18 protein-coding genes are annotated in these 12,863 nt (G+C 51.9%); 9 read left to right on the top strand and 9 right to left on the bottom strand.

Going from position 1 to position 12,863, the window contains the following annotated elements; all coding sequences use genetic code 11:
* Positions 1–19: 19 nt before the first annotated feature.
* The 4 genes from fliI to fliF are packed head-to-tail and all read right to left on the bottom strand — an operon-like array spanning position 20 to position 4,791.
* A complete protein-coding gene (fliI, locus tag AC6I8C_RS11450) occupies positions 20–1,390 on the bottom strand; it encodes a flagellar protein export ATPase FliI (protein WP_013358284.1) in 1,371 nt (456 codons plus the stop codon).
* Positions 1,390–2,082: a flagellar assembly protein FliH gene (fliH, locus tag AC6I8C_RS11445; RefSeq protein WP_107319850.1), complete on the bottom strand. Its 693-nt coding sequence runs from the start codon at positions 2,080–2,082 to the stop codon at positions 1,390–1,392. The genes fliI and fliH overlap by 1 nt, the downstream gene beginning before the upstream one ends.
* On the bottom strand, positions 2,075–3,067 hold the full coding sequence (gene fliG / locus AC6I8C_RS11440; protein WP_013358282.1) for a flagellar motor switch protein FliG: 993 nt from the start codon (positions 3,065–3,067) through the stop codon (positions 2,075–2,077). Before fliG ends, fliH begins: the two co-directional genes overlap by 8 nt.
* Positions 3,064–4,791 (bottom strand): flagellar basal-body MS-ring/collar protein FliF, encoded by a 1,728-nt coding sequence (gene fliF, locus AC6I8C_RS11435; RefSeq protein WP_033783387.1) that lies wholly within the window; start codon positions 4,789–4,791, stop codon positions 3,064–3,066. Before fliF ends, fliG begins: the two co-directional genes overlap by 4 nt.
* A gap of 232 nt (positions 4,792–5,023) precedes the next feature.
* On the opposite strand from fliF, the gene fliE reads away from it, so the two are divergent.
* The 3 genes from fliE to AC6I8C_RS11420 all read left to right on the top strand — a co-directional run bounded on the left by fliE (position 5,024) and on the right by AC6I8C_RS11420 (position 7,370).
* Positions 5,024–5,335: a flagellar hook-basal body complex protein FliE gene (gene fliE, locus AC6I8C_RS11430; RefSeq protein ID WP_013358280.1), complete on the top strand. Its 312-nt coding sequence runs from the start codon at positions 5,024–5,026 to the stop codon at positions 5,333–5,335.
* A gap of 677 nt (positions 5,336–6,012) precedes the next feature.
* On the top strand, positions 6,013–6,405 hold the full coding sequence (locus AC6I8C_RS11425; protein WP_497822526.1) for a hypothetical protein: 393 nt from the start codon (positions 6,013–6,015) through the stop codon (positions 6,403–6,405).
* A gap of 650 nt (positions 6,406–7,055) precedes the next feature.
* Entirely contained in the window at positions 7,056–7,370 is a 315-nt protein-coding gene (locus AC6I8C_RS11420) for a hypothetical protein (protein ID WP_497822525.1), read from the top strand.
* Positions 7,371–7,399: 29 nt separating this feature from the next.
* Here the strand turns inward: AC6I8C_RS11420 and AC6I8C_RS11415 are convergent, their stop codons facing one another.
* Both AC6I8C_RS11415 and AC6I8C_RS11410 read right to left on the bottom strand, forming a co-directional pair.
* Positions 7,400–7,756 (bottom strand): hypothetical protein, encoded by a 357-nt coding sequence (locus AC6I8C_RS11415; RefSeq protein WP_497822524.1) that lies wholly within the window; start codon positions 7,754–7,756, stop codon positions 7,400–7,402.
* A gap of 370 nt (positions 7,757–8,126) precedes the next feature.
* A complete protein-coding gene (locus AC6I8C_RS11410) occupies positions 8,127–8,327 on the bottom strand; it encodes a hypothetical protein (protein ID WP_095707010.1) in 201 nt (66 codons plus the stop codon).
* Positions 8,328–8,645: 318 nt separating this feature from the next.
* Between AC6I8C_RS11410 and AC6I8C_RS11405 the strand changes: the two genes are divergently transcribed.
* Positions 8,646–8,855, top strand: coding sequence for a hypothetical protein (locus AC6I8C_RS11405; RefSeq protein ID WP_497822523.1), 210 nt, complete (start codon positions 8,646–8,648; stop codon positions 8,853–8,855).
* A gap of 104 nt (positions 8,856–8,959) precedes the next feature.
* Here AC6I8C_RS11405 and AC6I8C_RS11400 read toward each other — a convergent pair whose 3' ends face one another.
* On the bottom strand, positions 8,960–9,592 hold the full coding sequence (locus tag AC6I8C_RS11400) for a helix-turn-helix domain-containing protein (protein ID WP_497822522.1): 633 nt from the start codon (positions 9,590–9,592) through the stop codon (positions 8,960–8,962).
* Between the two features lie 136 nt (positions 9,593–9,728).
* Here AC6I8C_RS11400 and AC6I8C_RS11395 point away from each other — a divergent pair, with 136 nt between their 5' ends.
* The 3 genes from AC6I8C_RS11395 to AC6I8C_RS11385 all read left to right on the top strand — a co-directional run bounded on the left by AC6I8C_RS11395 (position 9,729) and on the right by AC6I8C_RS11385 (position 10,858).
* On the top strand, positions 9,729–10,112 hold the full coding sequence (locus AC6I8C_RS11395) for a hypothetical protein (RefSeq protein ID WP_098052998.1): 384 nt from the start codon (positions 9,729–9,731) through the stop codon (positions 10,110–10,112).
* Positions 10,099–10,440, top strand: a complete 342-nt coding sequence (locus tag AC6I8C_RS11390) for a hypothetical protein (RefSeq protein ID WP_497822521.1) — start codon at positions 10,099–10,101, stop codon at positions 10,438–10,440. The genes AC6I8C_RS11395 and AC6I8C_RS11390 overlap by 14 nt, the downstream gene beginning before the upstream one ends.
* Positions 10,441–10,591: 151 nt before the next feature.
* Entirely contained in the window at positions 10,592–10,858 is a 267-nt protein-coding gene (locus AC6I8C_RS11385; protein ID WP_497822520.1) for a hypothetical protein, read from the top strand.
* Positions 10,859–10,896: 38 nt separating this feature from the next.
* On the opposite strand, the gene AC6I8C_RS11380 is transcribed toward AC6I8C_RS11385, so the two are convergent.
* On the bottom strand, positions 10,897–11,136 hold the full coding sequence (locus tag AC6I8C_RS11380; protein WP_003854508.1) for a DinI-like family protein: 240 nt from the start codon (positions 11,134–11,136) through the stop codon (positions 10,897–10,899).
* A gap of 175 nt (positions 11,137–11,311) precedes the next feature.
* Here AC6I8C_RS11380 and iraP point away from each other — a divergent pair, with 175 nt between their 5' ends.
* Complete coding sequence (gene iraP / locus AC6I8C_RS11375) at positions 11,312–11,611, top strand: anti-adapter protein IraP (RefSeq protein ID WP_013358264.1); 300 nt, start codon at positions 11,312–11,314, stop codon at positions 11,609–11,611.
* A gap of 190 nt (positions 11,612–11,801) precedes the next feature.
* On the opposite strand, the gene AC6I8C_RS11370 is transcribed toward iraP, so the two are convergent.
* A complete protein-coding gene (locus AC6I8C_RS11370; protein ID WP_008926858.1) occupies positions 11,802–12,125 on the bottom strand; it encodes a DUF6388 family protein in 324 nt (107 codons plus the stop codon).
* Positions 12,126–12,366: 241 nt separating this feature from the next.
* Between AC6I8C_RS11370 and yedD the strand changes: the two genes are divergently transcribed.
* Positions 12,367–12,840 carry a lipoprotein YedD gene (gene yedD, locus AC6I8C_RS11365; RefSeq protein ID WP_497822519.1) on the top strand — a complete coding sequence of 158 codons (474 nt, stop codon included), beginning with the start codon at positions 12,367–12,369 and terminating at the stop codon, positions 12,838–12,840.
* Positions 12,841–12,863: the final 23 nt, after the last annotated feature.

Genomic DNA, 12,863 nt, shown 5'->3' with positions numbered 1-12,863 from the left:
TGCCGTTACCTCGCGTTAATTACTGTGACGAGCCAAACAGCGCATGCAGATGCAGGCTGGCGTCGTCATAATCGCTGCGCTCAAAGATGCCCTGTTGCAGGAAGGCTTCCATCTGCGGATAGAGCCTGATGGCTTTATCGAGCATCGGATCGCTGCCGGCGGCGTAGGCCCCGACGCTGACCAGATCGCGGTTACGCTGGAAGCTGGAGAGCAACTGCTTAAACTGGCGCACCTGCGCATAGTGGTTCTCATCGATCAGCGAGGTCATCGCACGGCTGATCGAGGCCTCGATATCAATAGCCGGATAGTGACCCGCTTCGCCAAGCCGGCGCGACAGCACGATGTGGCCGTCAAGGATGGCGCGCGCGGAGTCCGCGATCGGATCCTGCTGATCGTCGCCTTCAGTCAGAACGGTATAGAAGGCGGTGATCGAACCGCCGCCGTCGATGCCGTTACCGGCACGCTCAACAAGCGCAGGCAGTTTGGCGAACACGGAAGGCGGGTAGCCTTTGGTCGCCGGTGGCTCACCAATCGCCAGCGCGATCTCACGCTGCGCCATGGCGTAGCGGGTCAGTGAATCCATAATCAGCAGCACATGCTTGCCGCGATCGCGAAAATCTTCAGCGATACGGGTGGCGTAAGCGGCACCCTGCATACGCAGCAGCGGCGACACATCCGCCGGGGCAGCAATGACCACCGAACGGGCGCGGCCTTCAGCACCCAGAATGTTTTCAATAAAATCTTTAACTTCGCGGCCACGTTCGCCAATCAGACCGACCACGATAACGTCCGCTTTGGTGTAGCGCGCCATCATGCCGAGCAGCACGCTTTTCCCCACGCCTGAACCGGCAAACAGACCCATACGCTGCCCGCGACCGACCGTCAGCAGGGCATTAATGGCACGCACGCCGGTATCCAGCACGTCGGTAATCGGCGTACGTTGCAGCGGGTTAAACGGTGGGGTGATCAGCGGTGCGCGATAGCCGGTATCCGGCGACGGCAGGCCGTCCAGCGGTCGGCCGCTACCGTCGAGCACGCGGCCCAGCAGTTCCGGCCCCAGCATCAGCTGTTTGCCCGCCTGCGGGTTGTCGCCGTTCTGACGCGCATAGACCCGCGCACCCGGTAAAATGCCGTCCACTTCTTCCAGTGGCATCATCAGCAGTTTCTGACCGTTGAATCCCACCACTTCACTTTCGATTTCGCTGATGGTTTTACCATCGTTGCGTTCGATGATGCAGGTCGCACCCAGCGGCAGCTGTAAACCGGTCGCTTCCAGCACCAGGCCGGTCGCGCGGGTCAGGCGGCCATAGCGGCGCACCGGCTGCACCTGGGTGATGCGTTTTTCAAAGGCGTCGAGCGAGCCCAGCCAGCGGTTCAGACGGGTAGTCATCAGATTTCTCCCGGCGCGGCAAGGCGGCAGAGTTCCTGCCAGCGCGTTGCGACGCTGGCATCCAGATCGCCATCTTCAGCGCTGAGTTTGCAGCCGCCAGGATGCAGGGTGCTGTCTGCGATCAGCCGCCAGCCGTGCAGATCCAGCGTCGGACCTAAAGTCTGTTCAATACGCTGTAAGTCGTCCGGGTGAACACGCAGCTGCGGTTTGCCGCTGAACATCGGTTCCTGCTGCAGCAGACCCTGAATCTGGCGGAGCAGGGCGGTGCCATCCACCGTGGTGGCCTGACCAATCACCGAGCGAGCCGCTTCCAGCGCCAGCTGCATCAGACGTGCAGCAATCACGCTGTCCAGTGACTCCAGCGTGTTCTGGAACTCCGTCACCAGCTGCTGCATCCGCGCCTGAAGCGGCGCCTGCTGCTGCTGGGCATCGGCCAGTCCCTGCTGAAAACCAGCGTCGTAGCCCGCTTTCTGACCTTCGGTCATACCCTGCTGATAGCCTTCGTTGTAACCCTGGCCCTGTGCCTCTTTGCGCATCTGCTGCTGCAGACGTTCGAGCTGCTGTTGCTGCTCATCTACGCCGTCTTCAGCTTCGAAAATTTCTGGCTGCAGCTCCGGTTCAGGCTCGTCAAAACGGCCTAAATCAGTGGGCTGCCACAGCTGCCAGGGACGGGCAGAAAATGCATCAGACATAGGTTTCCTCGCCACCACCAATCACCATCTCGCCCGATTCTGCCAGGCGACGGACCACCAGCAGGATCGCTTTCTGTTCGTTTTCCACGGCGGACATACGCACCGGACCGCGGTTGGCCAGATCGTCGCGCAGGATATCGGCCGCACGGGCTGACATGTTCTTGAGGAACTTCTCGCGCAGAGGCTGTTCGGAACCTTTCAGTGCAACCAGCAACTGTTCGGACTCCACTTCCTGCAACAGGCGCTGGATGCTGCGGTCGTCCACTTCCACCAGGTTTTCGAACAGGAACATCTCGTCGATAATTTTCTGCGCCAGTTCGCCATCGAAGTCGCGTACCGCTTCGATAACGGCCTCTTCCTGCTGCGTTTTCATCAGGTTGATGATCTCGGCTGCGGTTCTCACGCCGCCCATCTTCGCGCGCTTGAGGTTGGTGCCATCCAGCAGGCCATTCAGCACTTCGGTCAGTTCGGCCAGCGCGGCTGGCTGCACACCACCAAAGGTGGCGATACGCAGCATCACATCGTGACGCAGACGTTCGTCGAACAGCGCCACAATATCGGCGGCCTGACCACGCTTGAGGTGGACCAGGATGGTGGCGATGATCTGTGGATGCTCGTCGCGGATAAGGTCGGCGGCCGCCTGCGGCTCCATAAAGTTGAGCGTTTCCATCCCGCTGGTGGTTTCGCGCGTTTCGAGAATGTCCTCCAGCAGGCTGGAGGCACGCTCTTCGCCCAGCGCCCGGGTCAGCACCGAACGCAGGTATTCGTTGGAGTTCAGGCTCAATGCAGCAAACTGCTCAGCATCGGTTTCGAACTCACGTAATATCTCAGTCAGCTGCTTGTGTGACACCTGACGCATGTTGGCCATCGCCGCGCTGAGGTGCTGTACTTCACGCTGGTTCAGGTGTTTGAAAACTTCCGCGGCGCGCTCTTCGCCGATGGTCATCATCAGGATGGCGCTTTTTTCGGTTCCGGTCAGACTCATAGCTCTTTACTCATCCATTCGCGAATCACCAGCGCAACAACGCGCGGATCGTTTTCTGACATGTCGCGGATGCGTTGACTCATCACTTCTGCGCTCATGCGGTTGTTAGACTTACGTTCCTGATCCAGCTCATCTTTGCTGAGCTGCACATTAAAGGCTTCTTCTTCTGGCTGTTGTGCAGCGGCGCGGGCAGCAACGGCTTCTGCAGCGGCTTTCTCGGCGGCCTGCTTACGAACCAGGTGCGGACGAACCAGTTTGCGGTAGAGGATAAAGGCTACCAGGGCAATCAACAGCCACTTACCGGCGTTCATCAGCTGATCAAAGAAGGACTGCTGTTGCCAGAAGGGCAGATCGGCGGTCACTGCTTCAGTGGTGTTGAACTGCGAGTTCACCACGTTGACGCTGTCGCCACGCGTCTGGGAGTAACCCATCGCTTCGCGGGTCAAATCTTCAATCTGCTTCAGCTGCTGTTCGTTCAGCGCAACCGCTTTGCCTTTATCATCTGCACGGAAGTTCACGACGACCGCAACCGACAGACGCTGTACGTCGCCGACGTTAACTTTGGTATGACGAATGGAGCGATCCAGCTCGTAGTTCACCGTGTCGTCACGACGCGAGTTAGTCGGTGCTGAGCTCGCTGCTGCTGTGCTGGTGGTCTGGCTGGCATTGTTCGCCGCGTTGTTCTGACCATTAGCATTCTGACCATTGGCCGCATTGTTGTTTGGCGTCGTGACCGGCGCGGTGTTGGCTGGCGCAGGCTGGTTAGAGAGCGCGCCTGGCACGCCACCCGGATAAGGGCTGCCCGACTGGTCGCTGGTGCTGGTCTGACGCGAACGGATCGCCGTGTTCGACGGGTTAGCGTTAGGCTGATATTTCTCGTCGGTCTGCTCGCTGGTGTCGAAGTTAATCTGCGCGGTAACCTGCGCATGCACATTGCCCTGGCCAAGAATCGGATTCAGGATCGCTTCGATACGTTGCTGGTAGCGTGCTTCAACTTCAGAGGAGTACTTCAGCTGCGCGTCATTCAGATCGCGACCGGCGTTATCAGAACGGGTCAGCAGGCGACCGGTCTGATCGACCACGGTGACGTTGCCCGGCGGTAAACCGGCGACGCTGCTTGAAACCATGTGGGCGATGGCCTGAATCTGGCCTTCATCCAGCGCACGGCCAGGCTGCAGGGTTAAGGTGACAGAGGCGGATGGCGCTTTCTGCTCACGCACAAATAAGGTTGGTTTTGGCATCGCCAGATGAACGCGGGCGCTTTTGACCGGACCCAGTGATTCGATGGTGCGGGCCAGTTCGCCTTCCAGCGCGCGCTGGTAGTTAACCTGCTCGCTGAACTGGCTGATACCGAACTTCTCTTTATCCAGAAGCTCAAAGCCCACCGAGCCGCCTTTTGGCAGACCCTGCTGAGCCAGACGCAGACGCAGCTCATGCACATTCGCTTCCGGCACCATCAGTGCGCCGCCATTTTCGGCGAAGCGGTAGGGGATGTTCATCTGCGTCAGCTGGGTGACGATGGCGCCGCCATCTTCATCAGTGAGGTTGTTATAAAGGACGCTATAGCTGGGCTGCTTTGCCCACAGCACCATCGCGATCACGATCGCCACCACGGCTGCCGCCGCGACGATTAAAGGAATACGCGGATTTGCGCGCAGGCGAGCGAGCAGGTCACCGAAGCCTTTCTTTTCTTGTTCTGTTGTGGCGGCTGTGCTCGCATTCATGACCGATTCCTGCCTGACGTAATTGACCGGGTAAGTTGAGATGGCAAAACAGACTCCCTGACCTGCGTAGATAAAATTTCCACTTCAATGCCAGGCATTATTAGGTGATAAGCAAAATTCGATGGCTGGATAAGGTAGGTTTTTTGCTGTCATTTAGCGGCTTTGTCTCATTGACAACGTGCTAACTTTTCCTCACATCAAAAATGTCATCCTCTTTAATAAGGTATCGTTCATGTCCATTCAGGCAATTGACGGCGTACTGCAGCAGCTGCAGGCGACCTCACTGCAGGCCAGTAACCGCAGCAGTGAAGCCACTAATCAGATCGATTTCGGCGCGACCATGAAAGCGGCGCTGGATAAGATCAGCGAAACGCAGACCACCGCACGCACCCAGGCGCAGGATTTTGAAATGGGGAAACCCGGCATTGCGCTGAATGATGTGATGGTCGATCTGCAGAAATCATCCATCTCTATGCAGATGGGGATTCAGGTCAGGAACAAGCTGGTGTCGGCGTACAGTGAAATTATGAATATGCAGGTTTAGGTATCTGATTAACATAATTGTCTAAGATAACTAATTTTGGACCTGCCAGGCTATATGCCTTACTGATTTTTGCTATTAACATGAAAGTTAATGTGCTGGATTTTGTCGACATCAGAAGCTAAAAACCTGACGAATCATTAGCGATCCTGAGTGATATGCCGGGCTCGCGAAATGTGTCAGGTTTTGTGCTGTATAATGAATATGTTCATGTGCAGACTGGCAAAGTAACAACTTAGTGACTTCATTGCGAAGGAATAAATGTATCCTTTGCTACCGTGAACCTTGTTATAAACTGCCTGATTTAACAGTAGGTAGTGTGTCATGATAAAAATTCAGAAGGACTTGACCATCGCTTTCTTAACGGGTGTGATGTGATCCTTCTAAATATAGGCTGCTCACAATAAACAATACCTGAGGAAATGCGAACCGCATTTACGGCTATGTACGGATTAAAACTCACTGGCGTGTCAGGGATAGCAAGGCTGTACAACAATCACCAACATTCTCGTTACTGCAACGATCATCCCACTGACACCAAAACGGTCATCCCTCATGTTTAACATGAAATACTTGCCTGTTATGTTAGGCAAAATGAAAAAAAACTGGAAAATTGCAAGCAATTGAGACTATTCTGGAAGCTCTGTTGATGGAGTAAATGATAGTGTGCAGGAGGTTGCATGATTTTTTCGGTGCCAAAAATAAAGGGAATTGCGCAAAATTTATCTTTAATCAATGATAAATCAGGCGTTTTTTATTTTGAGCTGGATAAAGAAGTGGATGTGCGCTGGGAAAACCTTTTCAGTGGTTATATCTCGCTCTATAAGCCGCCTATCTTTTCCCTGTTTAGCCCTACGATTATCGGAAGCAGATTTATACGGGTTCATGCAGACCTGGATGGTGTTATGGGGATTGAAAATGTACTTCTTCATTTGCAGGCAATGATCAGTTTCGCAAACTCGCATTGGGTGAAGATGACGCAACAACCAAAAGCTAACGAACTGTTATCAGCCAGAAAAAGCGATGGAGTGAACGAGATAAATAACAGACTGTCAGGCCTTTATTTTCAGTAAATTGAAATGCCGCCCTAGGGCGGTTTTATCAGCCAATAATAAAGGTTGCTGGAAATAATATCTGGGACGGATGGCAGCACTTCATCTATATCAGCATTAGCCTATATAAATCCCCCAGCTTTATTGTTTAGGGTAGATTATCTCATTCACTCATCTTCGTTTTTCTGAAAAATTTTTCTGGTTACATAATGAGATTTTAATTTTAGACTGAAGGATATCGGAATGATAAAATTCATCGGTCCAGCCTATTTAGAATTAGGGTTTTTTAATTTTAACGCATTACTGGAAAGAACGTGCTGAAATTTCAGAGGTAACTTTAATATTAAAAGTTAAAGTTAAATTGTTGAATGGTATTTGTAAGTCCTTATAAGTAATTAATAGCTCTTGTGCCATAATCGGAAAATAAAAAATCTGTTCTATATTATATTATTAAGCTAAAGTGAGTTTCAGTATTCTATTGAAATAAAAGGGTTTAACACTAATAAGTCAGCTTAGCTAACTCATGTTATCTCTTATGTCTCAAATAGACCATGTCAGCTAAACTGTATCTGATCTAAAACCCTATTTATGTACGCAACACGTGACTTTTCACCCCCATCAGCTAACAGCAGGACGCCAATGTGATGATAAGAAATTCAGTCTGGATAACTATGTTGATTTTTCTGACAGCCCCAGCTTTTGCCGCCACACAGTGCGGGCCGTTTAACCTTCAAACTGATAAGAGTGGCTGGTTCTCAGTCAACGGGGAACGCGCGAAGACCCAGAAAGTCACGTTTTCAAAAGAGAAGGGCGATTACGACAACGCCACGATAAAACTGCTGGTTAAAAACAGCAAAGCGCCGGGGATGGTAGACATGGAGCTAACGAATTTAGAGGGCAAAGGAATGTTAAGGGCGCAAATCGTCCGCACCAGTCAGAGTCAGATCCGCATACGGGGACTCTATGATTGCGAACCGGCAAAATAGCCTGACCAGCAAACAGCATGGTGATGCCGCTAACGGATGGTTTTGCAGTTTGTAATCATCGCTGAAACCAGAGCGCTGATATCCGGCGCTTTTGGATCGTAGTAAAACGTTGCGCTGGTCTGATGATGGCTGAACTTCGCAATTTCAATCCAGGCGACGGTTTCATTATCCTTTTCGAGGTTATATCGCTTCGTGCCATCTGGCAGCGGATCATCCTGCTCCAGATAAGCCCGCTGATTCTGTGCCATTTCAGTAAGACAGGACTCAACCTGATGAGGATGACCCTCGAACCAGGCGGTCTTCGTTTCCGGGTGCAATCCAACCCGTCCCATATCCACGCATCCACCCAGCAGGTAAACGCTCAGTGCGATGAGTAATCTTTTCATGGCATCCACTTTCATTATTATTTTCCAGTCTGATCTCGCCTTTCGACACACGGATACGAATCTGTGATTCAGCCACCCTGAACCAATAGTACAACACTTAGCGTCACCGATTCATGAACACAACGCCTGTGCGCCTTGTTTTCAGGTAACTGAGACCGGATGGCATGGTCAGTCTACGGCAAATGAACCTAAGGGTTCAGTGAACAGACTGTCAGAAGGGTTTAGCCGTGGTAAAAGCAGTAAGGTAACGAAACGGTGATAAACGTTAGTACACAGAAACTTTTCTGCCCTGAAGGTCCGCCGTAACCTTTGCCGAAAGCTTCCTTAAGCAACACTAATCAGCGCGCCCATCGGGCGCGCCATCTGCATATCAACCTGCTTTGTAAGGATCTTTTTTATCATCCTGGCTGTCATCATTTTTGCGCGGCACTTCACCATGATCTTTCGGCGCGTCAGTGGCAGGATGATCGTCTTCTTCATAGGCATTGCCCGCGTTTGGCGCAGCTTCTGGCAGGCTTTTGCTGACATCACCTTCTTTCTTACGTTCTTCATTCGTATTGTGCTTAAACATAACTCACTCCTTTTGTTCCAGTGCCTTAAGTCTAGACCAGCCCTGACATCGCGCATTACATCGGGATCAGGAGAGCAAAAAAAGCCCGCCAGAGGCGGGCTAATCGGAGTTTCTCTCATACTGAACACGTCATTTTCGATGTTCGGGTGTGTGCAGCACAATCATGCTAACGGGAAAGGTTTGATGCATAAATGGACAAATCTGTCATATCACCTGCGGCAGGTCACATTCCCGACGATAAAAGTGTCGATAAATAAATTAGATTGAATAGATTAATAAAAGGCATATAGTGACCTGCGTTACCAGGAGATAGAAATTATGTTACGAGACTATTTAAAGATTGAAGCGGAAGACCAGCTAATTGAACAACGTACACTGAGCCTGAGAAATCGCGGTCAGGAAGAGGTGACGGAGTGGATCATTGTGAGCCGTCAGGGTGTCAAAAAAGGCGGCGTGACCCTGTTCGACAAACTCAGCACCCGCCGCTCATGGCCAGTCAACTATCGCATTATGCAGACCGACCTGTAGGGCAAAGTAGTGGTGGATCAACTTGTCGACGCCCTGTAGTTGCACGGCTATGACTCTGGCGAATGTTGTTCGCTGAAAGGCTAACCCGCACCCGGCGGGTTTTTTTATGGCTGCCGATAGCGGCGTAATTCAACCAGTGTTCCAATCAGCTGCAGGCTGTCGCGGCTTGAATGCAGCTCGGGGAAGTTGATATTGACCGGAGCCAGTTCAAACTGCGCAACACCGTTTTCACTGCCACGCTGGCGCCAGGTGCGCAGCAGGGCATTCTGCTGCTGTAATGCCAGTACGCAGTCACCAGGCTGAGGTGCCACACTGGGATCAATGATCACCACATCCCCCCGCAGAATCGCGGGCGTCATCGCTTGTTCTTCTACCCGGATGGCAAAACTCTGCTGCGACAGCGCCATGTCATTGTGCATCAGTAGCTCTTGCCGCACAGAGCTGGCGTCACTCAGCCATTGTGCGACATCACGCTGAGCAATCAGCGGGATCTGATGCAGGCCAGCCCAGGTATTTTCGCTGAAAACAGGACCATCCCCATCTATCAGATAAGCTGGTGCGCAGCCCAGCGCTTCGGCAAGCCGCAGCAGGTTCTCACCGCGCGGCAGCGTCTCTTCTTTTTCCCATTGCGAAATGGCCACATGGGAAACTTTTACCTGTTGCGCCAGTTGCTTCTGCGTTAACTGCAGTGATTTACGTCGGAGTCGGATGCGGTCACCCAGCGTTTCGTTTTTCATCAGCTTGACTTTTTGGTTAAGAGTGACTTAAGTATACTTAACTCTGGCATTTAAGCAATCTTAAATTCAGGGCGGAGGACGTGGCTGTTCAGCACGCAGTGTGTTCCAGAGACCTTACCGGAAAAAGGGGTGTGGCATGGAAAGTAGTCTGATTACCAGTATGGGTGCGTTAGTTCTGGGTGGGGGGGCAGCAGCACTGTTCTGGAAACCGTTATTGGCGGGTATTGCGTCAATCGTAACCAGTAATCGAGCCGGCGGCGAAATTATTACCAGCTACAAAGAGCAGGTGGTGTTGCTGAAAGAGAGCAACCTGATGATACGGGAGGAGAACGATGAGTTACGAGAACGTCATGACAGGAATCTGCGACGTATTGCGACACTCGAAACAGATCTGCGGTTAATCAAGAATGCCGTAGGCATTTTACTGGCAATGACCGAAACCGGTCAGAACGATAAATTTCGTAATGAGATTGATCGGCTGATCTCAACTCTGGAGGATCGCAGCGATGGCAACGATTAACAGCCTTAAGGCACCTATGTCTTACCGGCGCAAAGTTATCCTCGGCTGCATTCTGCTGAGCTGTTCGATGATTTGCATCCTGATGACGATTATTTTTCTCTACGTCAGTAACACGGCAAATAAGCGGGTCGAGGAGATTCGGGCGGATTATCGGGTTATCGCGGCACGACGTGATGACCGGGTGGATTTGCTGACCAGTCAGGTCGCAGCGTTACAGCACAAGCTCGATGTGATTCCGGATCGCGTGGCTGACAAAACGATCACAAAAGTAAAAGAAGTCGTGATTGAGAAGGAGGTGCCATCAGTCAAACCGGCGGAGAAACGTTAACTTCCGATTATTCTTAGTGCGGCTTCGCTATTATCGACTAGTTTTAAATCTCCGGGCGACATTTTGTATCTGAACTGACGCCCGCTGATTGGCCGGTTGATGAACCGCTAAGCCTAATCACTTTTGATAACTGACCAGAAGGAAATTTAGCATGAGCGATTCAACAGAAACCAAAACTAAAAATGACTATCTGCGCGATGTGACTTCGCAGCTGAAAGAGATGCGCCACTACGCGCAGACCAACACCGAAACCCTGTCCAGCCATTGGTTAGCGTTTGATGCCGGTGAGTATAAAGACAAGACGAACGCCGATCGTATTGATGCGTTGCTGAATAAGCAGGGGAAACTGCTGGAGGACCTGGATGCCACCATTCAGGACATTGAGATTGAAATCAATCACAGCGAGCAGGAGAGCTGATTCATCTCCTGCTAACTGATACGGTAGCCGCTAAAGGATTAGTCGGCTACCAGCCACATTTCCGCTTCGTCGAACATCTCTTCAACAATACGCGCAACTGTCGCCTTATCGTTCTTACTTAAATCAGTATCAATCGCGTTACGTTCCATCGGCTTGACCTTGACTTCGATGTCAGGAAAAACCCGATGCACCCGCTTTTCCAACTCCTCACGAATCATCTCGCGAGCACCCGGTAAACCGGCAACGTTGCGCTTGTCATAAATCAACTCAACAAACATGATGGCAATCCATTCAGGGCAAAATCGCTGATATATAATACTGTAAATAAAAACAGTAGCAAGGCGGCGCGCCTGATTTCGCCTAAATTTTTATCTCGCGTAAACCTCAATCTTCGACTAGCAAAATGTGCATGCATCGCGACATAATGCTGGCTTACTTTTCAGGAGGTCCGCGATGCGACAACTGGTAATTGATATTCTGCTAAAGCTGGCAAAGATGGACGTCGATGCAAAAGAGCTGACGGCGCAGCTTGAAGCGCAGTCCCTGCTGGTTGCAGCGCTGCTTGTGCAGGCGAAACAGGACAACTCGCTGACCATTACAGAAACGGTGCAGGATGCCATCATTACCGCTTCGCAATCATCGACCGAGTTTCTGCAGTCGGATGTTGATCTGCTGCTGACGCACATCAATCGTCTGCTGGCGGTTGCAAGCTATGTAGAAGTGAAAGGCAAAGCCACGGAAGAGCGAGAGTAGGGCCATTTATCAATACACCTCCGGAGAGGAAAGCCCGGCAATCTCTCCGGAGGCAGTGAAGGTGCTCTGCCCGTAAGGGCAATCATCGCCTGCGGCATGACGTGAAGGTATCGCGTTTTGCTCTACTGCTTTATCCGATGCTGTACGGCAGGCTGAATGGTGTAATTTACACCTGTTCAGTGCATTGAAATCACAGCTCGTTTTTGATGCAGAACTCTTCCCAGCTCATTCCCAGCGACTCAGCATGAGATTTGAGATAGGTCTCGATAGCCTCAGCCGCTACCGCTTTATCCGGCTCAGCGAGCTGAATAGAAAAAATCATCCCATCCAGATTTTTCTGCCGTAAAAAGGCTGCATAGATGCGTTCGGCATGCCATTCGCGCAGCTGTCGCAGCGACAGATTAGCGGCACGGGCATCGCTCTCCGTTAACTCATCCAGTGCAGACTGAAAGTCGGGATGCGCGGTAAAAAACATTTCACGTGCCTGGGCATAGTAGGCTTCTGGCGTTTTCATATTTATATTCCTGAAAGTCTGATGCAGCGCGTCAGTGTATCGGGTTGTCTTCCGCTTGTCAGGCGTGCCAGAGCCCATTCAGATGGCGAGTTGCCGATCAAAAGGCTGACCGGTCTCCTGGCTCAAGGATAAATTCTGCTGTAAACAGCCGCTCGTGGGTATCTGAACAGCCAGATACCTTGCGCTAGTCGGTGGAAAAATTATAACGTAGCCGCCATTGACGCGATCTTAGGGATTAAACATGAAAAAGTGGATGCTGATTGCCGCGCTGGCACTGAGTGGCTGTGCGCAAATCAACGATTATGAAAATGCGGTACAGACGCCGGCACCGGCTGAGTTGCAGGGGAACTGGCAAACCGTCGGCCCGCAGAGCAGCCTGATCAGCGAACAGGCCATGGCCAGTCTGATTATCAATGCGGATGGCAGCACGCTGGATTGCCGTCAGTGGATGCGTGTGATTGCGAAGCCAGGCAAACTGACCCGTCTGAATGGTGACTATGTCAACGTGACGCGCAGGATTCGCGTGATGCCGCTGGTCGTCGATAACAGCGAACTCAACTATGACGGGCTGACCCTGCGCAAGGTGGCGCGTCCGACAACAGAGTGTCAGCAGGCACTGGAAGAAGTGGCAAAACAGCCGAAAGCCGCGGTGATTCAGAATATTGAACCGCAGCTGCTGCGCACGCCGATTACTGAGCACAACGCGCAGTCGTAACAGCAGCCCATAAAAAAACCGCC

Source organism: Pantoea sp. X-Soil-YNGN-844 (assembly GCF_059730595.1).
Note: the sequence above shows the minus strand (reverse complement) of the source record. Positions and strands in the feature narration are given on the sequence as shown.